General features: G+C 66.9%; 21 protein-coding genes. 6 read left to right on the forward strand and 15 right to left on the reverse strand.

Annotated features, from left to right (window positions below; all coding sequences use genetic code 11):
- Nucleotide 1 precedes the first annotated feature (1 nt).
- On the forward strand, nucleotides 2–796 hold the full coding sequence (locus LIN44_RS11500; protein ID WP_018004346.1) for an ABC transporter ATP-binding protein: 795 nt from the start codon (nucleotides 2–4) through the stop codon (nucleotides 794–796).
- 222 nt (nucleotides 797–1,018) lie between these two features.
- Here the strand turns inward: LIN44_RS11500 and LIN44_RS11505 are convergent, their stop codons facing one another.
- From LIN44_RS11505 to LIN44_RS11515, 3 genes are all read right to left on the reverse strand, one after another.
- Entirely contained in the window at nucleotides 1,019–1,990 is a 972-nt protein-coding gene (locus LIN44_RS11505; RefSeq protein WP_370641564.1) for a tripartite tricarboxylate transporter substrate binding protein, read from the reverse strand.
- Between the two features lie 98 nt (nucleotides 1,991–2,088).
- Nucleotides 2,089–2,901, reverse strand: a complete 813-nt coding sequence (locus LIN44_RS11510; protein WP_227312196.1) for a phosphate/phosphite/phosphonate ABC transporter substrate-binding protein — start codon at nucleotides 2,899–2,901, stop codon at nucleotides 2,089–2,091.
- Nucleotides 2,898–3,899: an ornithine cyclodeaminase family protein gene (locus LIN44_RS11515; protein ID WP_227312197.1), complete on the reverse strand. Its 1,002-nt coding sequence runs from the start codon at nucleotides 3,897–3,899 to the stop codon at nucleotides 2,898–2,900. The genes LIN44_RS11510 and LIN44_RS11515 overlap by 4 nt, the downstream gene beginning before the upstream one ends.
- A 116-nt stretch (nucleotides 3,900–4,015) precedes the next feature.
- On the opposite strand from LIN44_RS11515, the gene LIN44_RS11520 reads away from it, so the two are divergent.
- On the forward strand, nucleotides 4,016–4,903 hold the full coding sequence (locus LIN44_RS11520) for a LysR substrate-binding domain-containing protein (protein ID WP_227312198.1): 888 nt from the start codon (nucleotides 4,016–4,018) through the stop codon (nucleotides 4,901–4,903).
- A 51-nt stretch (nucleotides 4,904–4,954) separates the two neighbouring features.
- Here the strand turns inward: LIN44_RS11520 and LIN44_RS11525 are convergent, their stop codons facing one another.
- Genes LIN44_RS11525 through LIN44_RS11535 form a run of 3 tightly spaced genes read right to left on the reverse strand, consistent with a single transcriptional unit; the run spans nucleotide 4,955 to nucleotide 7,389 of the window.
- Nucleotides 4,955–5,224 (reverse strand): hypothetical protein, encoded by a 270-nt coding sequence (locus LIN44_RS11525; protein WP_227312199.1) that lies wholly within the window; start codon nucleotides 5,222–5,224, stop codon nucleotides 4,955–4,957.
- Nucleotides 5,221–6,633 (reverse strand): LutB/LldF family L-lactate oxidation iron-sulfur protein, encoded by a 1,413-nt coding sequence (locus LIN44_RS11530; protein WP_227312200.1) that lies wholly within the window; start codon nucleotides 6,631–6,633, stop codon nucleotides 5,221–5,223. Before LIN44_RS11530 ends, LIN44_RS11525 begins: the two co-directional genes overlap by 4 nt.
- 30 nt (nucleotides 6,634–6,663) lie before the next feature.
- Nucleotides 6,664–7,389, reverse strand: coding sequence for a (Fe-S)-binding protein (locus LIN44_RS11535; protein ID WP_227312201.1), 726 nt, complete (start codon nucleotides 7,387–7,389; stop codon nucleotides 6,664–6,666).
- Between the two features lie 236 nt (nucleotides 7,390–7,625).
- On the opposite strand from LIN44_RS11535, the gene LIN44_RS11540 reads away from it, so the two are divergent.
- The 3 genes from LIN44_RS11540 (at nucleotide 7,626) to LIN44_RS11550 (ending at nucleotide 10,728) form a co-directional block, all read left to right on the forward strand.
- Nucleotides 7,626–8,411 (forward strand): IclR family transcriptional regulator, encoded by a 786-nt coding sequence (locus LIN44_RS11540; RefSeq protein WP_012352591.1) that lies wholly within the window; start codon nucleotides 7,626–7,628, stop codon nucleotides 8,409–8,411.
- Nucleotides 8,412–8,550: 139 nt separating this feature from the next.
- Nucleotides 8,551–9,300 (forward strand): FadR/GntR family transcriptional regulator, encoded by a 750-nt coding sequence (locus tag LIN44_RS11545; RefSeq protein ID WP_227312202.1) that lies wholly within the window; start codon nucleotides 8,551–8,553, stop codon nucleotides 9,298–9,300.
- Between the two features lie 15 nt (nucleotides 9,301–9,315).
- Nucleotides 9,316–10,728 (forward strand): FAD-binding oxidoreductase, encoded by a 1,413-nt coding sequence (locus LIN44_RS11550; RefSeq protein WP_227312203.1) that lies wholly within the window; start codon nucleotides 9,316–9,318, stop codon nucleotides 10,726–10,728.
- A 68-nt stretch (nucleotides 10,729–10,796) separates the two neighbouring features.
- On the opposite strand, the gene pbpG is transcribed toward LIN44_RS11550, so the two are convergent.
- The 5 genes from pbpG to LIN44_RS11575 form a co-directional block, all read right to left on the reverse strand.
- A complete protein-coding gene (pbpG, locus tag LIN44_RS11555) occupies nucleotides 10,797–12,014 on the reverse strand; it encodes a D-alanyl-D-alanine endopeptidase (RefSeq protein ID WP_227312204.1) in 1,218 nt (405 codons plus the stop codon).
- A gap of 273 nt (nucleotides 12,015–12,287) precedes the next feature.
- A complete protein-coding gene (locus tag LIN44_RS11560; RefSeq protein ID WP_227312205.1) occupies nucleotides 12,288–13,010 on the reverse strand; it encodes a nitroreductase in 723 nt (240 codons plus the stop codon).
- A gap of 16 nt (nucleotides 13,011–13,026) precedes the next feature.
- Nucleotides 13,027–13,497 carry a thioesterase family protein gene (locus tag LIN44_RS11565; protein WP_227312206.1) on the reverse strand — a complete coding sequence of 157 codons (471 nt, stop codon included), beginning with the start codon at nucleotides 13,495–13,497 and terminating at the stop codon, nucleotides 13,027–13,029.
- 96 nt (nucleotides 13,498–13,593) lie between these two features.
- Nucleotides 13,594–14,520 carry a DMT family transporter gene (locus LIN44_RS11570; RefSeq protein WP_227312207.1) on the reverse strand — a complete coding sequence of 309 codons (927 nt, stop codon included), beginning with the start codon at nucleotides 14,518–14,520 and terminating at the stop codon, nucleotides 13,594–13,596.
- Nucleotides 14,517–15,443 carry a histone deacetylase gene (locus tag LIN44_RS11575; protein WP_227312208.1) on the reverse strand — a complete coding sequence of 309 codons (927 nt, stop codon included), beginning with the start codon at nucleotides 15,441–15,443 and terminating at the stop codon, nucleotides 14,517–14,519. Before LIN44_RS11575 ends, LIN44_RS11570 begins: the two co-directional genes overlap by 4 nt.
- Nucleotides 15,444–15,803: 360 nt before the next feature.
- Between LIN44_RS11575 and phaP1 the strand changes: the two genes are divergently transcribed.
- Nucleotides 15,804–16,382, forward strand: a complete 579-nt coding sequence (gene phaP1, locus LIN44_RS11580) for a TIGR01841 family phasin PhaP1 (RefSeq protein ID WP_227312209.1) — start codon at nucleotides 15,804–15,806, stop codon at nucleotides 16,380–16,382.
- A 365-nt stretch (nucleotides 16,383–16,747) separates the two neighbouring features.
- Here the strand turns inward: phaP1 and lpdA are convergent, their stop codons facing one another.
- From lpdA to aceE, 4 genes are all read right to left on the reverse strand, one after another.
- Entirely contained in the window at nucleotides 16,748–18,532 is a 1,785-nt protein-coding gene (lpdA, locus tag LIN44_RS11585; protein WP_227312210.1) for a dihydrolipoyl dehydrogenase, read from the reverse strand.
- Between the two features lie 33 nt (nucleotides 18,533–18,565).
- The gene (locus LIN44_RS11590; protein WP_227312211.1) at nucleotides 18,566–19,240 is read right to left on the reverse strand and encodes an MFS transporter; all 675 of its coding nucleotides are present in this window, start codon (nucleotides 19,238–19,240) and stop codon (nucleotides 18,566–18,568) included.
- 72 nt (nucleotides 19,241–19,312) lie between these two features.
- Nucleotides 19,313–20,986 (reverse strand): dihydrolipoyllysine-residue acetyltransferase, encoded by a 1,674-nt coding sequence (aceF, locus tag LIN44_RS11595; protein WP_227312212.1) that lies wholly within the window; start codon nucleotides 20,984–20,986, stop codon nucleotides 19,313–19,315.
- Between the two features lie 167 nt (nucleotides 20,987–21,153).
- A complete protein-coding gene (gene aceE, locus LIN44_RS11600) occupies nucleotides 21,154–23,841 on the reverse strand; it encodes a pyruvate dehydrogenase (acetyl-transferring), homodimeric type (RefSeq protein ID WP_227312213.1) in 2,688 nt (895 codons plus the stop codon).
- Between the last annotated feature and the right edge of the window lie 62 nt (nucleotides 23,842–23,903).

Genomic DNA, 23,903 nt, shown 5'->3' on the forward strand with positions numbered 1-23,903 from the left:
GATGCTGCGCGCACAAGACCTGAAGCTCACCTTCAACCCCGGCACCCCGATCGAGACCCGCGCGCTGCGCGGCCTCAGCCTGGAAATCCCGAGCGGCCAGTTCGTCGCCGTAATCGGTTCCAACGGCGCCGGCAAGTCGACCTTCCTGAATGCCATCAGCGGCGACCAGATGGTCGACTCCGGACGCATCACCATCGATGACACCGACGTCACGCGCAAGCCCGCCTGGGACCGCGCGCACCTGGTGGCACGCGTGTTCCAGGACCCCATGGCGGGCACCTGCGAAGCGCTGACGATCGAGGAAAACATGGCGCTGGCGATGGCGCGCGGCAGCCGCCGCGGTTTCCGCCCGGCGCTGAACCGCGCCGCGCGCGAACTGTTCCGCGAGAAGCTGCGCCTGCTCAACCTGGGCCTGGAAAACCGCCTGACCGACCGCATCGGCCTGCTCTCCGGCGGCCAGCGCCAGGCCGTGAGCCTGCTGATGGCCTCGCTGCAGCCGTCGCGCATCCTGCTGCTGGACGAGCACACCGCCGCGCTGGACCCGAAGACCGCCGCGTTCGTGCTGGAACTGACCGCGCGCATCGTCGAGGAAAGCAAGCTGACGACGATGATGGTGACGCACAGCATGCGTCAGGCGCTCGACTATGGCCAGCGCACGGTGATGCTGCACCAGGGGCAGGTGGTGCTGGATGTCTCGGGCGACAAGCGCAAGGGGCTGGACGTGCCGGACCTGCTCAAGATGTTCGAGCAGACGCGGCATGAGCAGCTGGATGACGATGCGCTGTTGCTGGGGTGACAGCGCTGGCAAGAAGAACGGGGACCATCGGCTCCCCTTTTTTTTGCTGATTGGCGCTTAAGCTTGCCCTAGGTGTGCTCCCTCTCCCGCTTGCGGGAGAGGGTTGGGGTGAGGGCCGGAGCTTCAACGAAGTAAAGCCTGTCGCCATTGCACGCGCTCGCCCTCACCCCCGCCCCTCTCCCATAAATGGGAGAGGGGAGCAAACCCGCAGCATGCAAACGACTAGTCGATCGTAATACGCCGCTGCCTGATCACCCCCGCCCACCGCACACTCTCCTTCTGGATCGCCGCCGCCAGCTGCTGCGGCGTGCCGCCCGCCGCCTCCATCCCCAGCGTCGCCAGCTTCTCCTTCAGCGCGGCATCGGCCAGCACCGCGTCGGCATGCTGGCTCAGCTTGCGCACGATCTCGGGCGGCGTACCTGCCGGCGCCATCAACGCATACCACGACACCGCCTCGAACTTCGGGAAGCCCTGCTCGGCGATCGTCGGCACCTCGGGCAGCGCCGTCGAGCGCCTGGCGCTGGCCACGCCGAGGGCGCGCAGCTTGCCAGCCTTGATATAGGGCAGCGCCGACGACAGCTGCGCGAACATCATCGTCACCTGGCCGCCGACCACATCGGTCAGCGCCGGGCTCACGCCCTTGTACGGCACATGGTTCAGCCTGACGTTGGCGTCGAGCTGCAGCAGCTCGCCGGCCAGATGCGCCTGGCTGCCGGCGCCGGGCGAGGCGAAGCTCAGCTCGCCCGGCTTCTGCGCGGCCAGCCTGAGCAGTTCTGCAAGCGACCTCGCCGGCGTGGCCGCGTTGACCACCAGCACGTTTTCAGCGGTGGCCAGCATCGCCACCGGAGCCAGGTCGGACGGCTTGTAGGGCAGGTTGGGCATCAGCGTCGGATTCACCGCGATATTGCCGACCGGCACCAGCGCGAGGGTGTAGCCGTCCGGCGCTGCCTTGGCCACCATGTCGACGCCGATGGTGCCGGCGGCGCCGGCCTTGTTCTCGACCAGCACGCTCTGGCCGGTAGCCCTGGCGATGCCCTCCCCGACCGCGCGCGCCAGCACGTCGGCCGGGCCACCCGCGGCAAAGGGCACGATCAGGCGTACCGGCTTGGCGGGATACGCTGGCGGCTGGGCCTGGGCGTACCCCGCACCGAACCATGTCGCGCAGGCCGCCGCGCAGGCGAACAGGCCATGCATGGCAAGGCGCCGGAGGTCATTCACGACAGGCGTTACAGCGGCATTTGCAGCGGCATTTGCAGCGGATTTCATGACGGTTTCCCCAAATTTGGCAGTCATCAGGCGGGACCGGTCAGCGCAAAGCTGGCGCGATCCGCTTCGTTCGCCATCGCCGGCAGGCAGGCATAGTCGGCCGGCTGCGCCGCGACGAAACGCGCCAGCCCCAACGCGGCCAGCAGCGCGCTGCCGGCGGCATCCTCGTGCATGCCCAGCAAGGCCGCGCGCACACGAGCGCACTGCTGCGGATCGGCACCCGCCGATGCGACCAGCACCGGAATCGGCGCAGGCGGCGTCAGCGCCAGCGTCTTCAGTCGCGCGGCAAGAGCGGGGTCATAGATGCGCAGCAGGTCCATCACATAGCTGTCGACAACGCCCACCTCGGCATCGCCGGCAAGCACGGCGTCGATGACCTCGCGCGGCGTCGGGGTGGCCATCGCAGCGGGCCGGTACAGCGCCTGCGTACGCGTCGGCGCCAGCCGCATCAGGTAGTGGCGCGGTGCGTTATAGCCGGAGTTCGACTCAGGCAACATGCATGCCAGTCGCCCGCCGAAGGTCTGCGCCAGCCGCTGCACCGGCGCATCGGCGCGCACGATGAACTCGGTGAAATAGACCGGCCTGCGGTGGTAGCGCGGATGCGATGGAACCGGCGCGGCCAGCAGCTGTGGCGTTACCTGCGCGCTCGCATACGGATAGCCGCACATGAACACGCAGCCGCAGTCCGGCCGCGCCCACAGCGCGCTGACCGGCGCGGGCGCGGCATGCTCGACATACGGCAACGCCACGCCGGCGCGCTCGGAGACGCGCGCCAGCAGCGCGCGCCAGGCCGCTTCGGCCTGCGGCGTTACCGCGTACATGCGGGCATTGGCAATCATGCGTACACCAGCTTCTGGCCCAGGCCGCGCTCGCGGGCCTTCTCCAGCAGGGCGTGGCCCAGCGCGATATCGCTCAGCGACAGGCCGCGGTGCCAGAACAGGTTGGTTTCGTCGTCGCTCTGGCGGCCCGGCTTGCGGCCGGCGACGATCTCGCCGAGTTCGCCGTAGAGCGTCTGTTCCGACAGCTTGCCCGCTTCGACATGCGCGCGCAGCGAGCCGAACATGCCGCCCTTGCACTGGCCCCAGTCGTCCACCACCAGCCGCGTCATGATGTCGGTCAGCGACAGCTCGACCGCGCTCATGGTGCCGTAGGGCACGACGAACGCACCGGGCTGGATCCATTCGGTCTTGAGCATCGGCGTCGGACGTTCCAGCCGCGACGCCTCGACCACGATATCGGCGCCGCGCACGCACGATTCCCAGTCCTCGGTCACCACGATCTTCTTGCCGAGGTCGCGCTCCAGCCGCGCGGCAAAGGCATTGCGGCTTTCCGGGCGGCGCGAATGCACGCGGATCTCGTCGAAGTCATAGAGGCTGTCGAGCAGGCACACGTTCCAGTACGAAGTGCCGCGCGCACCGATATGGCCCAGCACCTTGCTGTCGCGGCGTGCCAGGTGCTTCGCGCCGATCGCGGTCAGCGCGCCGGTGCGGGCGTCGGTGATGAAGGTGGCATCGATCACCGCGACGGGAATGCCGGTGCGCGGATCGAACAGGTTCAGCATGGCCATCTCCGACGGCAGGCCGAGCTTGTAGTTGTCGACGAAATCGCCCACGACCTTGACGCCGGCCAGCCCCAATGGCGCGACGTAGCCGCGCAGCACGTTGAAGTGGCCGTTGAAGGCCGGGTCCGGCATCAGGTGCACGCGCGGCTCGATCACGGTCTGGCCGTTGCCCTGCGCGACCAGCGCCTGTTCCACCGCGGCGATGATTTCGGCATCGGTCATTTCCAGCCGTGCAATATCCCGGCCGTTGAGGTAGGTGAGAAGAATGTCAGCCATGTGTTTCCCCGCGCTCCAGATCAGTGAGTGGCGTATCGATGGAGTCCAGTGTAGGTATGGCGCCATTGACTGTCATATGCTTATATGTCCGCCTGCCTTAACATCAGGTTAATGCCATGAAAATGAACCTGCGCCAGATCGAGGTGTTCCGCGCGGTGATGCTGACCGGTTCGATCAGCGGTGCGTCGAAGCTGCTCTATGTGTCACAGCCGGCGATCAGCCGGCTGATGTCGCACACCGAACAGCGGCTCGGGCTGGAACTGTTCCGCCGCACCAAAGGCCGGCTCTATCCCACGCCGGAGGCGCGGCGCCTGCTGGGCGAAGTCAATGCGGTCTATGAAGGGATCGAGCGCGTCAACGAGATCGCCGAGGATCTCGCCGCCAACCGCACCGGCAGCCTGCGCATCACCTGCAGCCCCAACCTGGGCCAGACCGTGCTGCCGCGCGCGATCGCCCGCTTCCGCGCCGCGCATCCGGCGGTGCGCGTGGTGGTGCGCACGCAGATCCCCGGCAACATGCTGCGCGCGCTGCTATCGGGACAGGTAGACCTGGCGGTGTCGAACATGCCGCTGACGCACCCCAATCTGGAGGCGCGCCTGCTGGTGAAGAACGAGATCGTGGCGCTGGTGCCGGTGGGACATCGGCTCGCCGCGCGCAAATGGGTGCGTCCCGCCGATCTGGTCGGCGAGGATCTGATCGGCTATGGGCCCGAGGTGCCGTTCGCGCTGCTGGTGCACGAGATGTTCGGCAACGATGGCGACCAGCCCGACATGCGGGTGCAGGTGGAGCAGGCCCATGTGGCGCGCGCGCTGGCGCAGGCCGGCGCCGGCATCGCGCTGGTCGATGCCATGACGGTGTTCGGCGCGAACTGGCCCAATATCGTTGCCGTGCCGATCCGCACCCGGGTCAATGCCTCGGTGCAGATCTTCCATGTGCAGACCGAGCCGCTGTCGCGGCTGTCGCTGGAATTCGTCGAGACGCTGACGGGAATGATGAAGCGATAAAGCGTTGCGCCGCGGCGGTAATTGCGAAAACGGCCGCGGCGCGTGGCGGCCTCAGGCCGTTGCGGCCTTGTCCAGCCACCGCGCCAGCTGGTCGGTGACCGCCGTGCTGGAAAACGAGCAGCTGTCCTGCGCGAACACCGCCGCCATCTCGAGCCGGCGCAGCAGTTCTTCCATGGCCTGCCCATAGACCGGCGGCAAGGCCAGCGCCTTGCCGGCATCGCGCCAATCGCGCACCAGGTCCTGCGCGGGCTTGGCGCCGGCGACGTGCTGCTCCAGCGCGGCGCGCATGCGCGCCAGCGCCTCCGAATTCGTCGCGCTCATGAACGCGCCCTCCTTTCCTTGTAGAGTTCGCGGAACGTGCGGCCCGACGGCGCCGGCATGTCGCGGGTTTCGGTCCAGCCCTTGCCGGCCAGCGGCAGGCTGGCGATGAGCCGGTTGCCACCGCCCATGCGGCCTAGCAGCCAGGCCCCGATGCGGGCGGTCAGCGCATAGAGTTCGGGCCGCTTGGCCACGTAGCCCCAGGCCTTCAGCGCAAAGCGCTCCTGCCACGGCCGCAGACCGCGTTCCATCTGCTTCTCGCGCAGCTTGCGCAGCAGGTCCGACAACGGGATCGACGCCGGGCAGACCCGATTGCACTCGCCGCACATGGTCGCCGCCTGCGGCAGGTCGACCGCATTGGCCAGGCCGACGTAGCTGGGCGTCAGCACGCTGCCCATCGGCCCGGGATAGACCCAGCCATAGGCATGGCCGCCGATCTTCTGGTAGACCGGGCAGTGGTTCATGCACGCGCCGCAGCGGATGCAGCGCAGCATCTCCTGGAACTCGCCGCCGATCAGTCCGCTGCGGCCGCCATCGACCAGCACGAAATACATGTGCTCGGGGCCATCGCGCTCGCCCTCGGCGCGCGGGCCGGTCAGCAGCGAAAAGTAGTTGGAGATCGCCTGGCCGGTGGCCGAGCGCGGCAGCAGGCGCATCACCGTGGCCAGGTCTTCCAGCGTCGGCAGCACCTTCTCGATGCCGGTCACCGCCACATGCACGCGCGGCATCACCGTGCACATGCCTTCATTGCCCTCGTTGGTGACCACCGCCACCGAGCCGGTCTCGGCGATGATGAAGTTGCCGCCGGTGACGCCCATGTCGGCGCTGAGGAATTCCGGGCGCAGCACTTCGCGCGCCTCGCGCGTCATCTCCGGGATCTCGGTCAGCCGCGGCTTGTGGTGGACCCTGGCGAACAGGTCGGCGATCTCGTCCTTGTCCTTGTGCACCACCGGCGCAATGATGTGCGACGGCGGCTCCGAGTCGTTGATCTGCAGGATGTATTCGCCCAGGTCGGTCTCGATGCTCTGCACGCCCATTTCGCCGAGCACCTGGTTCAGGCGCATTTCCTCGGTCACCATCGACTTGCTCTTGATGACCTTCTTCACGCCGTGCTTCTGCGCGATCTCGGCCACCAGCCGCGCGGCGTCGGCGGTGGTTTCGGCAAACAGCACGGTGGCGCCGCGCTGGGTGGCGTTCTCTTCGAACGTGGCGAGCCAGACGTCGAGGTTTTCCAGCGCGCGGTTGCGGCGCTCCTTCAGGGCTTCGCGGGTGGCGTCGAAATCGATATCGCGGATCGCGTCGGCGCGCGCCGTGACAAACTTGGTCGAAAGCTTTTTCAGGTTCTGCTGCAGGCGCTGGTCGGCCAGCTTCTGCCCGGCGCGCGCCTTGAATTCCATGCTGTGGACTTGCATCGTGGCGAATTCCTGAGAGTGGCGGCGCGGTCAGGCGTCGCCTGCCAGCACCTGCGCGATATGCAGCACGCGGGTGCGACTGTCGCCGGTGCGGCGCAGGCGGCCTTCGATATTGAGGATGCAGCCCAGGTCGCCCAGCACCACGGCCTCGGCGCCGGTGGCCTGGATGTTGGCGCATTTCTCGTCGACGATGGCGGTGGAGATATTGCCGTACTTGACCGAGAAGGTGCCGCCGAAACCGCAGCAGGCCTCGCAGTCCTTCATCTCGGTCAGCTCCACGCCGGGCAGGCGCGACAGCAAGGCGCGCGGCTGCTGCTTGACCCCGAGTTCGCGCAGGCCGGAACAGGAATCGTGGTAGGTGATCTGCCCCGAGAACGTTGACGGCAGGGTCTCGACCCGGGCCACGTTGGCGAGGAAATCGGTCAGCTCGAACACGCGTTCGCGCAGGCGCTCGTAGCGGCCGTTCAGCTCCGGATCGTCGCGCAGCAGGTCGGCGTAGTGGTGCCGGATCATGCCGCCGCAACTGCCCGACGGCACCACGATGTAGTCGAACATCTCGAACTCGCGCAGGAATTTCTCGGCCAGGTCGCGCGACACGGCGCGCTCCCCCGAGTTGTAGGCCGGCTGGCCGCAGCAGGTCTGCGCCTCGGGCACCATGACCTCGTAGCCGGCGGCTTCCAGAAGCTTGAGCACCGAAAAACCGATCTCCGGGCGCATCAGGTCCACCAGGCAGGTGTGGAACAGACCGACTCGCATTGTTGACTTCTCCCAGACCCTGAAACCCCGCAATTATGCGCGCTTGGCGCCGCGGGTGGCGCACAAAGCGTTCATCGGGGCCATGAATGCGGTGCCATGCACGGCACTCGGGGTGCGACATCACGGGCGGTTTCTTACCGTAATGTCATTTCACCTATTGAAATTTTCACGATGCGAGATAGAATCAGGCAGACGCTTAAAAATGCCGCAAGGCAACATTTCTACTTTTCCCAACCATGTCCGACGCAGACAAGTCACCCGGCAAGACGTCCATCCAGGTCATCGAGCGCATGATGACCCTGCTCGACGCCCTCGCCCAGCATGCCGACCCGGTCAGCCTGAAAGAGCTGTCGCTGGCCACCGGCCTGCATCCTTCCACCGCGCACCGCATCCTCAACGATATGGTCGCCTGCCGCTTTGTCGACCGCTCCGATCCGGGCAGCTACCGGCTCGGCATGCGGCTGCTGGAGCTGGGCAACCTGGTCAAGGCGCGCCTGTCGGTGCGCGACGCGGCGCTGGCGCCGATGCGCGCGCTGCACCGCGTCACCGGCCAGACCGTCAACCTGTCGGTGCGCCAGGGCGACGAGATCGTCTATATCGAGCGCGCGTACAGCGAGCGCTCGGGCATGCAGGTGGTGCGCGCCATCGGCGGCCGCGCCCCGCTGCACCTGACCTCGGTGGGCAAGCTGTTCCTGGCGGCCGACGAGTCGGCGCGCGTGCGCAACTACGCCACCCGCACCGGGCTGGCCGGCCACACCCGCACCTCGATCACCGACCTGGCCAAGCTGGAGCGTGAACTCAACTGGGTCCGCACCAACGGCTACGCCCGCGACAACGAAGAGCTGGAGCTCGGGGTGCGCTGCATCGCCGCCGGCATCTATGACGACTCACGCCGGCTGGTGGCGGGCCTGTCGTTGTCGGCACCGGCGGACCGGCTCCAGGACAGCTGGCTGCAGAACCTGAAGGACACCGCCCTGCAGATCTCGCGCGGCATGGGCTATGTGACCGAAGCCGCCGCCTGAGGCCCACCGCGCCATTTGCCGCCAACGCGCGGGCTGCCGGCAAGGCAGTCCGCGCGTTTTGCCTTCGGGGGAATGGCATCTTGATGTCAGGGTTTACCCGTTGTTTTCAGATAACCAGCAAACCTTATAATCGACGGCCATGCGAACCCGCACCGTCACCCTTACCGAACAGGTCACGCGCCAGCTGCGCGCCGAGATCGAAAGCGGCACCTACCCCGTCGGCAGCCGCCTGCCGACCGGCCGGCAGCTGGCCGAGCAATACGGCGTCAGCGCCGCCGTGATCCGCGAAGTCACCGAGCACCTGCGCTCGCAGGGCTTTGTCGAATCGCGCCAGGGGGTCGGCTGCACGGTGCGCTCGCGCACCGGCGCAGCCGGCTTCCAGCTGCCGCGCGAGCCCGAACTCGGCGCCGGCGAGCTGGCCGACCTGTACGACCTGCGCATCGACCTGGAAGGCGCCGCCGCGGAACTGGCCGCGGTGCGCCGCACCGATGACGACGTGGCCGCGCTGACGGCGCTGCTGCAGCGCCTGCAGGCGCGGCTCTACGATCCGCAGCCGGCCGCCGACCTCGACGCAGCTTTCCATATCGGCATCGCCGCCGCCACGCACAACCCGTACTACCGCCAGCTGCTGCAGTACCTGAACCTGCAGCTGCACCAGGCCGTCGCCACCGCGCGTGCCAATACGCTGCGCCAGCCAGGGCTGGCCGAGACCGTGCAGGCCGAACACGAGGCCATCGTCGCGGCGATCCGCCGCGGCGATGCCGGCGCGGCGCGTGCGGCCGCGGTGGCGCACCTGCAGAACGCCGCGCGCCGCCTCGGGCTGACGCTGCGCGCGCGCGCCGGCACAACCACGGCGGCGCGCGCTGCCACGCCCGCATCCCTTTCCTGAGACCACACCACCATCATGCAAAACGGATCCTTTGCCCAGCGGCTCACCGAAGCGCTCGGCCCCGACACCGCGCTGACCCATCCCGACGATATCGCGCCGTGGCTGTCCGACTGGCGCGGCATTTACCGCGGCCAGGCACAGGCGGTGCTGCGGCCCCGTAGCGTCGACGAGGTGTCGCGCGCGCTGGCGCTGTGCCAGCAGGCTGCGGTGCCGGTGGTGCCGCGCGGCGGCAATACCGGCCTGTGCGGCGGCGCCACGCCCGATGCGCGCGCGCAGAACGTGGTGCTGAGCCTGGACCGCATGAACGCGGTGCGCTCGCTCGACACCATCGCCAACACCATGGTGGCCGAGGCCGGCTGCATCCTGGGCAACCTGCGCCGCGCCGCGCAGGACGCCAACCGCTTGCTGCCGCTGTCGCTGGCCGCCGAGGATTCGTGCCAGATCGGCGGCAACCTGGCCACCAATGCCGGCGGCGTCAACGTGGTGCGCTATGGCATGACGCGCGAGCTGGTGCTGGGGGTCGAGGCCGTGCTGCCGAACGGCGAGGTCTTCCACGGGCTGCGCACGCTGCGCAAGGACAATACCGGCTACGACCTGAAGCAGCTGCTGATCGGCTCCGAAGGCACGCTCGGCGTGATCACAGCGGCGGCGCTGCGCCTGTTCCCGCGCACCGATACGCGCAGCGTGGTGCTGGCGGCGGTGGCCTCGCCCGCGCAGTCGCTGGCGCTCTATGAGTTGCTGTTCGAGCAATGCGGCGCACGCCTGCAGGCCTTCGAGTTCTTTACCGGCGATTGCCTGGACCTGGTGCTGACGCACGCGGAAGGCGTGCAGGAACCGTTCGCGCAGCGCTACCCGGCCTATGTGCTGGTGGAGCTGGCCGACACCACCGATGAGGCGGCGCTGAACGCGCTGCTGGAACGCGTCATCGGCGAGGCACTGGAACGTGAGCTGTGCCTCGATGCCGCGGTCTCGGCTTCGCTGGCGCAACTGCAGGCGCTGTGGAAGCTGCGCGAGGAGATCTCCGAAGCGCAGCGCGCCGATGGCCCGCACCTCAAGCACGACGTGTCGCTGCCGATCGAGCAGATCCCGGCCTTCATGGCGTCGATGCAAGCCCGGCTGCGTGCGCTCGATGGCGCGATCCGGCCCTTTGTGTTCGGGCACTTCGGCGACGGCAACCTGCACTACAACCTGTCGCGCCCGGCCGGCGCCCCCAAGGACTGGGCCGCCACGCACGGCGAAGCCGTGACCGATGCGGTGCTGGACGAGGTGATGCGTTACGGCGGCAGCATCAGCGCCGAGCATGGCATCGGCCAGCTCAAGCGCCATGCCTTCCTGGCGGTGAAGGATCCGCTGGAATTGCGCCTGATGCGCGAGATCAAGGCGGTGTTCGACCCCGCCGGCATCATGAACCCCGGCAAGCTGCTCTGACGGCTGCCGCGATCAAAGCAAAACGCGCCGCAATGCGGCGCGTTTTTTTCCGGTCGGACGTGCAGGACTCAGATGCCGCGCGATTGCTGCGAGGCCAGCACCGCATGGGCGCTGCCCGGACCCTGCGTCAGGTTCGGCGAGGACGGGAAGCCGCGCTGCGGCGACGACGGCGAATGCTCGAGCCAGTCCTTGACCCGGTTGGCATCGGCAAAGCGCGACAGCTTGCCGGCCGAATCCAGGAACACCATCACCACGTTGCGGCCGTGCACACGGGCCTGCATCACCAGGCACTGGCCGGCCTCGGAGATAAAGCCGGTCTTCTGCAGGCCGATCTCCCAGTTGCCGCCGCGCACCAGGCGGTTGGTGCTGACGTAATGCTGGGTGCGGCCCAGCACGTTGACTTCATGCTCGGTCTGGGTCGAGTACTCGCGGATGATCGGGTTGCGGTACGCGGCATTGACCATGCGCACCAGGTCGGTCGCGCTCGACACGTTACTGCTCGACAGGCCGCTGGAATCGACGAAATGGCTGTCATTCATGCCAAGCTCGCGCGCCTTGCGGTTCATGGCCTGGACAAAGGCCGGCAGGCCGCCCGGATAGTGCCGGCCCAGCGCCGAAGCGGCGCGGTTCTCGGACGACATCAAGGCCAGCAGCAGCAGTTCCTGGCGCGTCAGCTGCGTGCCGAAGCGCAGGCGCGAGCTGCTGTGCTTCTCGGTATCGCGGTCTTCCTCGGTGATGGTCAGCACCTCATCCATCGGCAGGCGCGAGTCCATCACCACCAGCGCGGTCATCAGCTTGGTGATCGAAGCAATCGGCAGCACGGCGCTGGCATTCTTCTGGAACAGTACCTCGTTGGAGTTCTGGTCCATCACCAGGGCCACGCTGGAGCGCAAGGCCAGGGCATCGTCGGTGTCGCGCAGGCCCATGGCCTCGCCCAGCGAGGGCTTGGACGGCGTAAACGCCGCCCGCACAGGGGCCGCGCGCTGCGCCACCACGACGTGGCGCTTGCCCTTCTTCAGCACCACCACCTTGCGCGCCGATCGTGCTTCGCTCTTGGCAACCTTGGCGTTGCGCGAACTTTTGGCAACTGGCCTGGCCGCAGTCTTTTTCTCGGCTTTAGCGGATTGGGCCTGCTTTTTGGTTGTTTTTTGCGTGGATGCGGCCTTGGTGGCCGCTTCGGCCACGGGCACCGCGACCATCGACACCGACACCAGTACCGCGGCGGCGACGGCGGACAAGGGTGTGGAGCCGAAGAATCTGGAGAAAATGGAATCAGACCGGAACATGATTCGTTCAGCGCATAGGAATGGCGCTAGTGTAGGAAAGAAAGAAATTGTTAGCAAGATTAAAGACTTACAGACGCTCCTTAAAGTTCGATTCACATACATTTCCACATTACGAAAAAAGTTCGTGATGCATCACGTCTGTGATCGAACACCGGCAGGCTTGACCCAAGCGCAGTCCGGTTCACCCTTGCTACCCCTTCGCAGCGACGAAGCCAATACGCACAGCCGTTGCCAGTTATCGGCCTCCATCGTTACATGTTGAAACAAATTTCACTATGAGAGAAAACGCGCAAACCCGCTGACCGGCTCCCGTTCCGTGGTGAGGCGGTTTGCGATGGCCTCCGGATCGGCGAAACCCAGCGACATGCCGCACACCACCATTTCTTCCGGTGGCAGCCGCAGGTGGCTGGCGATGATCTTGTGGAACTGCGCGAACGCCGCCTGCGGGCAGGTATCGAGCCCGCGTGCCCGGGCGGCGACCATGATGCTCTGCAGGAACATGCCGTAGTCGAGCCAGCTGCCCTGCTCCATGATGCGGTCGATGGTGAAGATGATGCCCACCGGCGCATCGAAGAAACGGAAGTTGCGCGCGTGCTGCTCATGCATGCGCGCCTTGTCCTCGCGGCTGATCTCGAGCAGCCCGTACAGGTCCCAGCCCACCTTGCGGCGCCGCGACAGATAGGGGTCGGCCCATTCGCGCGGATAGTACGGATACTCTTCCCGGTACTTGCTGTCGCGCTCGGGATCTTCATAGGCGGCCAGCACGTCGGCGCACAGCTTCGCCTTGGCTTCGCCCGACAGCACGTAGACGCGCCACGGCTGCGTATTGGTGCCGGACGGCGCCCGGCTGGCCACCGCCAGGATCTCTTCGACGGTGCTGCGCGGCACGGGCGTATCGAGAAAGGCCCGCACCGATCGCCGCGTCAGGATCGCGCGATCCACGCAGTCCACGGCCTCCTGCGAGCCGAGTTGCTTCTCGTGGGACATCTTGTTCATCTCCTGTTGCCCCGTCCTATTCCGGTGCGCCCGTCATCGCACCTGTCACCGCGCCCGCCGCCGCCAACGACAGCAGCGCTTCGCGCAACGCGCCCGGCAACGGTACCGGCCGGCGTGTCGCGCGATCGACATAGACGTGGATGAAATGCCCTTGCGCGGCAGCGACCTCGTTGTCGCCGCTGAACAGGCCGACCTCATAGCGCACGCTCGACGTGCCCAGCCTGGCTACGCGTAAACCCGCTACCACGGTCTCGGGAAAGCTGAGCGACGAGAAGTAGTTGCACTGGGTCTCGATCACCAGCCCGATGGTGTCGCCCGACGTGACATCGAGCACGCCCTGCCGGATCAGGTAGGTATTCACCACGGTGTCAAAATAACTGTAGTAGACAACGTTGTTAACGTGGCCATAGACATCGTTGTCCATCCAACGCGTAGTGATCGGTTGGAAATACGGATAGGCACTGCGCGATTCGGCTTGGGGTTTCATGGGGCGAGAAGAAGACAGGGCGCGAGACAGGACGCGAGACAGTACGAAATACGAATATTCTGAACCAGCGGCCGACGCGATACGAACGCACGGCGCCTAGCGGCGGATGACAAGCGCAACACCGAGCGCGGCCAGCACCATGCCGGCGGCCGCCAGCGGTGGGAAGCGCTCGCCGAACAGCAGCCAGGCCATCACCGCGGTAGTGGGCGGGGTCAGGTACATCAGGCTCGACACCTTGGTAGCCGCGCCCTGCCGGATCAGCAGGAACAGCAGCGAGATCGCGCCGATCGACAACGCCACCACCGACCACGCCAGCGCGCCGAGCATCGCGGCAGTCCACTGCACCTCCCGCGTCTCGAACAGGAACATGAACGGCACGCAGGCGAGCGCCGCCGCGGCGAACTGGATCACCGATCCCATGCGCAGGTCGAACACCGGGCAGAAATGCCGCTGGTAGACCGTGCCCACCGTGATGCTGAACAACGCGCCGCCGGCCAGGGCCAGGCTGGCCGGCGTCAGCCCGCTGGTGCCCAGCTTGTTCGCCACCACCAGCGCCACGCCGGCGATGCCAAGCAGCAGGCCCAGCCACTGGCGCGCGCCGATGCGCTCGCCCATGCGGGTGGCGATCAGCGCGGTCAGGATCGGCTGCATGCCGACGATCAGCGCCGATACGCCTGCCGGCATGCCGAGCTTGATCGCCGCCCAGACGCCGCCGAGATAACCGGCCTGCAGCAGCAGCCCGGCCACGGCAATATGCCCGACCGCGCGCCAGTCGGTGGCGGTCGTGCCCGTCACGCGCGGCAACGGCACGCGCGCCAGCAGCACGAACGGCACCATCAGCACCAGCACGCCGGCAAAGCGCAGGAACAGGAAGGTCATCGGCTCCGCATACGGCATGCCGTATTTGGCGACGATAAAGCCGGTGCTCCAGATCAGCACGAACAGCCACGGCATCGACGCCAACCACAGCGCGGCGCGCGGGCTGGCCGCGCCGCTGCGGCCTGACTCGATCACCTCGCTCATGATGCAAGCCGCGCGGCAAGCTGCGCGTAGCGGGCGTGATATTGCGCGGCGAGCCGCACCGTCTGCGCATGGACGGCAACGGTGTCCTCGATCTGGTTGCCGTAGCCGCCGGCCATGGTCACCGCCACCGGCAGCCGGCGTGCCTGCGCCGCGTCGAACACCAAACGGTCGCGCTGTGCCAGGCCGGCCATGGTCAGTTTCAACCGCCCGAGCCGGTCGCCCTCGTGCGGGTCCGCGCCCGCGAGGTAAATCAGCAGGTCCGGCTCGAAGCGGCGGAACAGCGTGTCCAGCGCGGCCTGCAGCGCCTGCGCGTAGGCCTCGTCGTCGCAGCCATCCGGCAGGCCGACGTCGAGGTCGCTCGCTTCCTTGCGGAAGGGGTAATTCTTCTCGCCGTGCAGCGACAGCGTGAATACCGACGGATCGCCGTGCAGGATCGAGGCGGTGCCGTTGCCCTGATGCACGTCGAGGTCGATCACCGCCACCCGGCGCACCGCACCGTCGCGCTGCAGCACCCGCGCGGCGATCGCGGCATCGTTGAAGACGCAGAAGCCGCCGCCCTTGTCCGCATACGCGTGGTGCGTGCCGCCCGCCAGGTTCACGGCAATGCCTTCGCGCAGCGCGTTGCGGCAGGCCTCGATGGTGGCGCCCGCGGAACGGCGCGAGCGCTCCACCATCGCCTCTGACCACGGAAAGCCGATCTCGCGCTGGCGCGCCGCGTCGAGCGTACCGGCGGAGGCCGCCTCGACGTATTCCGCCGTGTGCGCCAGCAATAGCGCATCGTCGCCGGCGCGCGGCGCCTCAGCCAGGCGCAGCCCCGGCACCTGTGCCGACACCGCGTCGCGCAACATGCTGTACTTGCGCATCGGGAAGCGATGTCCGGGCGGCAGCGGCAGCACGAAGTGGTCGGCGTAGAAAGCGAGCATGGAAAAAGGCCTGGGCGATTCTGTTCACATCGTGTCGGGTTCCGGCCTCGGCCGGCCGTGCCGGCGCGGGCAGCCTGGCATGGTAGCACCCCTGCCCCGCCATTGCCGGCGAGCCTGGGAATGCCTATGGAGCCACTTTCCGCAGTTCCAACAATCCGGATTTTGTGCGACGCACAAAAATCTCCTTGACATTGATTTGGTCGCCCCTACAATACGGCTTGTTGCGGCGCACAAACGAATTGGCGCCCTGACCCTCACCCACGCGCCTGGGCTGGCCGAAGCGGGCAAAACACCGTCACGGTCCTGACATCTAGGCGGCTTAACTTGCTTGACCTTGAAGTTCACCACTGGAGACCAGCAATGATCCTCACCCCGGAACAAGTCGCAGCAGCACAAAAGGCTAACCTCGAAACGCTGTTCGGCCTGACCACCAAGGCGTTTGAAGGCGTCGAAAAGCTCGTCGAACTGAACCTGCAGGTCGTCAAGACCACCTTCGCTGAAAACGTCGACAACGCCAAGAAGGCGCTGTCGGCCAAGGATGCACAGGAACTGCTGGCCATCCAGGCCGCAGCCGTGCAACCGGTCGCCGAAAAGACCCTGGCTTACACCCGTCACCTGTACGAGATCGCTTCGGAAACCCAGAGCGAATTCGCCAAGGTCGCCGAGGCCCAGCTGGCCGAAGGCTCGAAGAACGTCCAGGCCCTGGTCGAAAACTTCGCCAAGAACGCCCCGGCCGGTTCGGAATCGACCGTGGCCATCGTGAAGTCGGCGATCTCCGCCGCCAACAACGCCTACGAGTCGGTGCAGAAGGCGACCAAGCAAGCGGTCGAAATCGCTGAAACCAACTTCCAGGCCGCTGCTTCGGCTGCCACCAAGGCTGCCCAGCAAGCCAGCGCCACCGCCCGCACGGCCACGGCGAAGAAGGCCGCTGCTGCCTGATACCCTGACAGCCAGCATTGAAAACGGACCGGCTACGGCCGGTCCGTTGGCAAAGCCCATCGCCATGCGTTGCAGTGGGTTTTGCCAACGATGAAGGGAGTGCCATGACCGACCGACCGGCCCGGCGCTGCCTTGTCTGCCGATGTCTCCTCGGTACCGCGGTCTCCTTGTCCAAAGGTATCGTTAAACCCGACCTCTACCGGTCGGGTTTTTTTTGGACGCTGCACCGGCCCGCCTTCCCCTGCCAATTTTCCACTGCAAGCAGCCGGACATCGACGCAGATGAGTCATGGCGGTTAATTGCGAAACCAGCCAAAAACAAAGCCCGCCATCAAGGCGGGCGTTGTCATGACAGCGGGCAGCGCCTCAACGCTTGCGCGGCGGCGGCACGTCGGTACACGTGCCTTCGTAGATCTCGGCCGCCATGCCGATCGACTCGCCCAGCGTCGGGTGCGGATGGATGGTCTTGCCGATATCGACCGCGTCGGCGCCCATCTCGATCGCCAGGCACACTTCGCTGATCAGGTCGCCGGCATGCGTGCCAACGATGCCGCCGCCGATCACGCGATGCGTTTCCTCGTCGAAGATCAGCTTGGTGAAGCCCTCGTCGCGACCGTTGGCGATGGCGCGGCCCGAAGCCGCCCACGGGAACACGCCCTTGCTGTACTTGATGCCCTGCGCCTTGCACTCGTCCTCGGTCAGGCCGGCCCAGGCCACTTCCGGATCGGTAAAGGCCACCGACGGAATCTGCTTGGCGTCGAAGAAGGCCTTCTCGCCATGCGCGGCCTCGGCGGCGACGTGGGCTTCGTGCACGGCCTTGTGCGCCAGCATCGGCTGGCCGACGATATCGCCGATCGCGTAGATGTGCGGCACGTTGGTGCGCATCTGCTTGTCGACGTCGATAAAGCCGCGCTCGCTCACGGCAACGCCGGCCTTCTCGGCGCTGATGCGCTTGCCGTTGGGCGAGCGGCCCACCGACACCAGCACCAGGTCATAGCGCTGCGCCTCGGCCGGCGCCTGCTCGCCCTCGAACCTGACGTAGATGCCGTCCGGCTTGGCTTCCACCGCGACCGTCTTGGTGTTCAGCATCACCTTGCCGAAGCGGTCCTTGTTCTTCTTTTCCCAGACCTTGACCAGGTCGCGGTCGGCGCCGTTCATCAGCCCCGGCAGCATTTCGACGATATCGATGTCGGCGCCCAGCGTGCTGTACACCGTCGCCATTTCCAGGCCGATGATGCCGCCACCGATCACCAGCATCTTGTTGGGCACTTCCGGCAGCTCGAGCGCGCCGGTCGAGTCGACAATGCGCGGGTCTTCCGGAATGAAGGGCAGCTTCACCGCCTGGCTGCCGGCGGCGATGATGGCTTTCTCGAAGCGGATCACGGTCTTCTTGCCGGTGGTCTGCTTGCCTTCGCCTTCGGTCAGTTCCACTTCCAGGTGATGCGGGTCGAGGAAATTGCCGACGCCGCGCACTACCTGCACCTTGCGCGCCTTGGCCATGCCGGCCAGGCCGCCGGTCAGCTTGCCAACCACCTGGTTCTTGTAGTGGCGCAGGCCGTCCAGGTCGATCTTGGCTTCGCCGAACAGGATGCCGTGGGCCGCCAGCGCCTTGGCTTCGTCGATCACCGCGGCGTTGTGCAGCAGCGCCTTGGACGGGATGCAGCCGACGTTCAGGCAGACCCCGCCGAGGGTGCCGTAACGCTCCACCAGCACGGTATTCATGCCCAGGTCGGCGGCGCGGAAGGCGGCCGAGTAGCCGCCGGGACCGGCGCCCAGCACCAGCATCTCGCACTGGATATCGGCGCCGCCCGCATGGCTGGCGGCGGCGGGAGCCGGCGCCGCAGCCGGGGCCGGCGCAGCGGCCTGCGCGGGCGCCGGGGCCGGTGCGGGGGCAGGCGCGGCGGCGGCGCCAGCCTGCGCCTCGATGGTGCAGATCACGGCGCCCTGGCCCACCTTGTCGCCGACCTTGACCTTGACCTCGACCACCTTGCCGGCGGCCGACGACGGCACATCCATGCTGGCCTTGTCGGATTCCAGCACGATCAGGGACTGTTCCACCTCGACCGTGTCGCCGGCCTTGACCAGCACCTCGATCACTTCCACCGCGTCGAAATCGCCGATATCCGGCACCTTGACTTCGATCACACTCATATTTGCTCCTCTATGCGCGCCCGCCTCTCGGCTTCAGGGCGCGCCGTCGTTGTTGGTTGCTGCGTTGCCGCTCGCCGGATTGCCGCCCGCGCCATCGTCCGCGCCATCGTCCTGGTCCGGGGCCGCAGGGGCATCCTGCTCGTGCAGCCGCACGGTATGCACCTCGATCGGTCCGGACGAACTCTTGTCGAACTCCACGCCGGCATCGACGCCGATGCGCGCGATCTCGCCCGCGCCGAGGTCGGGCCGGTCATAGACCGCGTGCATCGCGCCCAGCGCATAGTTGCGGCCCGAGCCGATGCCCCAGAAGCGGTCGAACGAAAACACCTCGCGGTACGAGTAGACGCCGAAGATGCCCGCCGGATTGGCGAGCAGGCATACGATCTGCGACGACTCGTACGGATCGTCATCGTCTTCCTTGGTATTGACGAAGTAGTCCGACTTCAGCTTCTCATGCACCTTCAGGAAGGTTCGGAACACGTCGTCGCGCGAGCCCAGCCGGCATTCGTCGCCCAGCCCCGCCAGCAGCGTGCGCATGACCGGGAAGTGCGCCGTGGTCCCGGCCAGCGCGATAAAGCCGTCGCCCACCGGAAACACCTTCTGGTTGCGCTCGTACGCGCGCGACAGGCGCGTATCGCCGAAGGTCACGAGCGCGTCGGCCGCGATCGCCACCTCGGCGCCCTTCCTGACGACAACACAGGTAGTCATGGCTTGCTCCCGGTTGCGCGTGGCGCGCCGCGCGGGCCGGGCCTTCGCCCCGCCCGCGCGGCGCCACCCCGCTTAGAGCAGGATGCGGCGGAAGTCCGCCAGCAGTTGCGCGAAGTACGTGTTGAAGCGCGCGGCCTCGGCACCGTCGATGACGCGGTGGTCCCACGACAGCGACAGCGGCAGCGTCAGGCGCGGCGCGAACTGCTTGCCGTCCCACACCGGCTTCATGTACGACTTGCATACGCCCATGATGGCCACTTCGGGCGCGTTGATGATCGGCGTGAAGTACGTGCCGCCGATGCCGCCCAGCGACGAGATCGAGAAGCAGCCGCCCTGCATCTGGTCGGGCTTGAGCTTGCCGTCGCGCGCCAGCTTGGCCAGCTCGCTCATTTCCTGGCTGATCTCGAGCACGCCCTTCTTGTCGGCGTCCTTGATCACCGGCACGACCAGGCCGTTCGGGGTGTCGGCGGCGAAGCCGATGTTGAAGTATTTCTTCAGCACCAGGTTGTCACCGTCGAGCGAGGCATTGAAGTTGGGGAACTTCTTCAGCGCCGCGACCGTGGCCTTGATCATGAACGCCAGCATGGTCACCTTGATGCCGGCCTTCTCGTTTTCCTTGTTCAGCTGCACGCGGAAGGCCTCGAGCTCGGTGATGTCCGCTTCGTCATGGTTGGTGACGTGCGGGATCATGACCCAGTTGCGGTGCAGGTTGGCACCCGAGATCTTCTTGATGCGCGACAGGGCCTTGCTTTCGACCTCGCCGAAGCGGGTGAAATCGACCTTCGGCCACGGCAGCAGGCCCAGCTCGCCACCGCCGGCGCCGGCCGCGGCAGCCTGGGCCGGCGCGGCAGCCTGGCCGGTCATCACGCCCTTGACGTAGTTCTGCACGTCTTCCTGGGTGATGCGGCCCTTGGGACCGGTGCCCGGCACGCGCGAGACATCGACGCCCAGCTCGCGCGCGAACTTGCGCACCGAGGGGCTGGCATGGGCGGCCTTGCCGGTGGCACCAGCGACGGCCGGCGCGGCGGCGGCGGCAGCCGGCGCAGCGGCCGGCACGGGTGCGGCCGCCGGAGCCGGAGCCGGAGCGGGCGCGCTGGCAGCCGGTGCCGGCGCCGCTGCGGCAGCGGCCGGTGCGGCGGCAGCGCCTTCGAGGATCAGCAGCAGCGTGCCCTCGGACACGTTGTCGCCGACCTTGACCTTGACTTCCTTGACCACGCCGCCCTGCGGCGAGGGCACGTCCATGGTGGCCTTGTCCGATTCCAGCGTCACCACCGCGTCTTCGGCGCTGATGGTGTCGCCCGGCTTGACGTGGACTTCGATCACGGGCACGGCGTCGTAGTCGCCGATATCCGGCACCTTGACTTCGATGGTGCCGCCACCGCCGGCCGGCGCCGCGGCGGGAGCCGGCGCGGGCGCGGGGGCCGGCGCCGCTGCCGCAGGGGCCGGCGCGGGAGCGGGAGCAGCAGCCGGTGCGGGCGCGGGTGCGGGCGCGGCAGCGGCCTGGCCGGCCGGCTCCAGCATCACCAGCACCGAGCCTTCGGCCACGTTGTCGCCCACCTTGATCTTGACGTCCTTGACCACGCCGGCCTGCGGCGAGGGCACGTCCATGGTGGCCTTGTCCGACTCCAGCGTCACCAGCGCGTCTTCCGCGTCGATGCTGTCGCCGGGTTTCACATGCACTTCAATGACGGGAACGGCGTCATAGTCGCCGATATCCGGCACCTTGATTTCAATCGCTTGACTCATTCAGTGTCTCCTGGGCAGGCCGGCACGCGCGACGTCCGCAAGCGGCGAGATTACCTTCGCCGCCCGCTTCTGTCACGCCGCCGTGCCGCAAGGCGCCATCGGGACTGTGCCCGGGGCGCCCGCGGCACGGCGCTGCCGTACTGCGGGGGTGGGTGCAGGCTGCCGGATCAGACCGACATCGGGTTGGGCTTGTTCGGGTCGAGGTTGTACTTCTTGATGGCCTCGGCAACCTTGTCGCGGCCGATCGCGCCCTCGTCGGCCAGCGCCTTGAGCGCGGCCAGCGTGACCCAGTAGCGGTCCACTTCGAAGAAGTGGCGCAGCTTCTCGCGCGTATCCGAGCGGCCGAAGCCGTCGGTGCCCAGCACCACGTAGCGGCGCGGCACGAACGGACGGATCTGCTCGGCGAAGGCGCGCACGTAGTCGGTCGAGGCGATCACCGGGCCGCGGGCAGACTTCAGCTTCTGCGTGACAAAGGCTTCGCGCTGGGTCTCGGCCGGGTGCAGCAGGTTGAAGCGCTCGGCGGCCTGGCCGTCGCGCGCCAGTTCGGTGAAGCTCGGGCAGCCCCACAGGTCGGACTCGACGCCCCAGTCCTTCTTCAGCAGCTCGGCGGCGGCGATCACCTCGCGGAAGATCGTGCCCGAGCCCAGCAGCTGCACGCGCGGCGCGTTGCTGTTCTCGACGCCCTTGCGGAACTGGTACATGCCCTTGACGATGTCCTGCTCTACGCCAGCCGGCATTTCCGGATGCTCGTAGTTTTCGTTCATCACCGTCAGGTAGTAGTAGACGTCTTCCTGCTCGGCGTACATGCGGCGCAGGCCGTCCTGCATGATCACCGCCAGTTCGTACTGGAAGGTCGGGTCGTACGAGATGCAGTTGGGGATGACAGCGTGGAACACATGCGAATGGCCGTCTTCATGCTGCAGGCCTTCGCCGTTCAGCGTGGTGCGGCCGGCGGTGCCGCCCAGCAGGAAGCCGCGCGAGCGCATGTCGGCGGCGGCCCAGCACAGGTCGCCGATACGCTGGATGCCGAACATCGAGTAGTAGATGTAGAACGGGATCATCTGCACGCCGTGGGTCGAGTACGACGTCGCGGCGGCGATCCAGTCGCACATGGCGCCGGCTTCGTTGATGCCTTCCTGCAGCACCTGGCCAGTCTGCGATTCCTTGTAGAACATCAGCTGGTCATGGTCTTCCGGCACGTACTTCTGGCCTTCCTGGTTCCAGATGCCGACCTGGCGGAACAGGCCTTCCATGCCGAAGGTGCGCGACTCGTCCGGGACGATGGGCACCACGTGCTTGCCGATCTGCTTGTCCTTCAGCAGCGTGTTCAGGATCCGCACGAAGGCCATGGTGGTGGACACTTCGCGGCCTTCGCCGGTGGCCTTGAGCAGCGCTTCGAACGCCTTCAGCTCGGGCACCTGCAGCGCTTCGGCCTTCTGGCGGCGCGCCGGCAGGTAGCCGCCCAGGTTCATGCGCGCCTGGCGCATGTATTCCAGTTCCTTCGAGCCTTCCTCGAAGGTGATGTACGGCACTTCTTCCAGCTTGTCGTCGGCGACCGGGAGGTTGAACTGGTCGCGGAACTTGCGGATCGCATCGACCGGCATCTTCTTCTGCTGGTGCGCGACGTTCATGGCCTGGCCGGCGTCGCCCATGCCATAGCCCTTGATGGTCTTGGCCAGGATCAGCGTGGGCTGGCCCTTGTGCTCGCTGGCGGCCTTGTAGGCGGCGTAGATCTTGTGCGGGTCGTGGCCGCCGCGGTTCAGGCGCCAGATGTCCTCGTCGGACCAGTCGGCAACCATCGCCTTCAGCTCGGGCGTGTTGAAGAAGTGCTCGCGCACGTAGGCGCCGTCCTTGGCCTTCATGGTCTGGTACTCGCCGTCCACGCATTCCATCATGCGCTTCATCAGCAGGCCCTTGGTGTCGCGCGCCAGCAGCGCATCCCACTTGCTGCCCCACACCACCTTGATCACGTTCCAGCCGGCGCCGCGGAACTCGGACTCCAGTTCCTGGATGATCTTGCCGTTGCCGCGCACCGGGCCGTCCAGGCGCTGCAGGTTGCAGTTGATGACGAACACGAGGTTGTCGAGCTTCTCGCGGCCGGCCATGCCGATCGCGCCCAGCGATTCCGGTTCGTCGGTCTCGCCGTCGCCCAGGAAAGCCCAGACCTTGCGGTCGCCGGCCTTGGCCAGGCCGCGGCTGTCCAGGTACTTCATGAAGCGGGCCTGGTAGATGGCCATGATCGGGCCCAGGCCCATCGACACCGTCGGGAACTGCCAGAAGTCCGGCATCAGCCACGGGTGCGGGTACGACGAGATGCCCTTGCCGTCGACTTCCTGGCGGAAGTTGTCGAGCTGGTCGGGGGTCAGGCGGCCGAGCAGGAAGGCGCGCGAATACACGCCCGGTGCCGAGTGGCCCTGCACGAAGACCAGGTCGCCGCCGCTCTGTTCCGACGGGGCGCGCCAGAAGTGGTTGTAGCCGACGTCGTACAGCGTCGCCGCCGAGGCAAACGAGGAGATATGGCCACCGACATTGGTGTGCTTGTTGGCGCGCAGCACCATCGCCATGGCGTTCCAGCGGGTGTACGAGCGGATCCGGTGCTCGATGTCCTGGTCGCCGGGGATGCGGGCCTGCTGCTCGACCGGGATGGTGTTGATGTACTGCGTCTCGGCGTGGAACGGCTGGGTCACGCCGTTGACGCGGGCGTATTCGATCTGCTTGTCGATCAGGAAGGCGGCACGCGCCGGGCCTTCCGCGGCCAGCACGCCTTGCAGGGCGTCGAGCCATTCATGGGTTTCCTGGGGATCGGCGTCGTTGGCGCTCGAGGCGCCGAGGATCTGCTCTGGTACGGCGGACATGACTGTCTCCTGGGTGAATTCTTGGCTTCCGCGTCCGCGCTGGCAGCGCCGGACACGACTCA

It is taken from the genome of Cupriavidus sp. MP-37, assembly GCF_020618415.1.
Taxonomy (GTDB): domain Bacteria; phylum Pseudomonadota; class Gammaproteobacteria; order Burkholderiales; family Burkholderiaceae; genus Cupriavidus.

Excerpts from the sequence above, each read along its gene's own strand:
- LIN44_RS11500 (WP_018004346.1), top strand. The coding sequence starts at position 2 with ATGCTGCGCGCACAAGACCTGAAGCTCACCTTCAACCCCGGCACCCCG.
- LIN44_RS11505 (WP_370641564.1), bottom strand. The coding sequence starts at position 1,990 with ATGCATGGCCTGTTCGCCTGCGCGGCGGCCTGCGCGACATGGTTCGGT.
- LIN44_RS11510 (WP_227312196.1), bottom strand. The coding sequence starts at position 2,901 with ATGATTGCCAATGCCCGCATGTACGCGGTAACGCCGCAGGCCGAAGCG.
- LIN44_RS11515 (WP_227312197.1), bottom strand. The coding sequence starts at position 3,899 with ATGGCTGACATTCTTCTCACCTACCTCAACGGCCGGGATATTGCACGG.
- LIN44_RS11520 (WP_227312198.1), top strand. The coding sequence starts at position 4,016 with ATGAAAATGAACCTGCGCCAGATCGAGGTGTTCCGCGCGGTGATGCTG.
- LIN44_RS11525 (WP_227312199.1), bottom strand. The coding sequence starts at position 5,224 with ATGAGCGCGACGAATTCGGAGGCGCTGGCGCGCATGCGCGCCGCGCTG.
- LIN44_RS11530 (WP_227312200.1), bottom strand. The coding sequence starts at position 6,633 with ATGCAAGTCCACAGCATGGAATTCAAGGCGCGCGCCGGGCAGAAGCTG.
- LIN44_RS11535 (WP_227312201.1), bottom strand. The coding sequence starts at position 7,389 with ATGCGAGTCGGTCTGTTCCACACCTGCCTGGTGGACCTGATGCGCCCG.
- LIN44_RS11540 (WP_012352591.1), top strand. The coding sequence starts at position 7,626 with ATGTCCGACGCAGACAAGTCACCCGGCAAGACGTCCATCCAGGTCATC.
- LIN44_RS11545 (WP_227312202.1), top strand. The coding sequence starts at position 8,551 with ATGCGAACCCGCACCGTCACCCTTACCGAACAGGTCACGCGCCAGCTG.
- LIN44_RS11550 (WP_227312203.1), top strand. The coding sequence starts at position 9,316 with ATGCAAAACGGATCCTTTGCCCAGCGGCTCACCGAAGCGCTCGGCCCC.
- pbpG (WP_227312204.1), bottom strand. The coding sequence starts at position 12,014 with ATGTTCCGGTCTGATTCCATTTTCTCCAGATTCTTCGGCTCCACACCC.
- LIN44_RS11560 (WP_227312205.1), bottom strand. The coding sequence starts at position 13,010 with ATGAACAAGATGTCCCACGAGAAGCAACTCGGCTCGCAGGAGGCCGTG.
- LIN44_RS11565 (WP_227312206.1), bottom strand. The coding sequence starts at position 13,497 with ATGAAACCCCAAGCCGAATCGCGCAGTGCCTATCCGTATTTCCAACCG.
- LIN44_RS11570 (WP_227312207.1), bottom strand. The coding sequence starts at position 14,520 with ATGAGCGAGGTGATCGAGTCAGGCCGCAGCGGCGCGGCCAGCCCGCGC.
- LIN44_RS11575 (WP_227312208.1), bottom strand. The coding sequence starts at position 15,443 with ATGCTCGCTTTCTACGCCGACCACTTCGTGCTGCCGCTGCCGCCCGGA.
- phaP1 (WP_227312209.1), top strand. The coding sequence starts at position 15,804 with ATGATCCTCACCCCGGAACAAGTCGCAGCAGCACAAAAGGCTAACCTC.
- lpdA (WP_227312210.1), bottom strand. The coding sequence starts at position 18,532 with ATGAGTGTGATCGAAGTCAAGGTGCCGGATATCGGCGATTTCGACGCG.
- LIN44_RS11590 (WP_227312211.1), bottom strand. The coding sequence starts at position 19,240 with ATGACTACCTGTGTTGTCGTCAGGAAGGGCGCCGAGGTGGCGATCGCG.
- aceF (WP_227312212.1), bottom strand. The coding sequence starts at position 20,986 with ATGAGTCAAGCGATTGAAATCAAGGTGCCGGATATCGGCGACTATGAC.
- aceE (WP_227312213.1), bottom strand. The coding sequence starts at position 23,841 with ATGTCCGCCGTACCAGAGCAGATCCTCGGCGCCTCGAGCGCCAACGAC.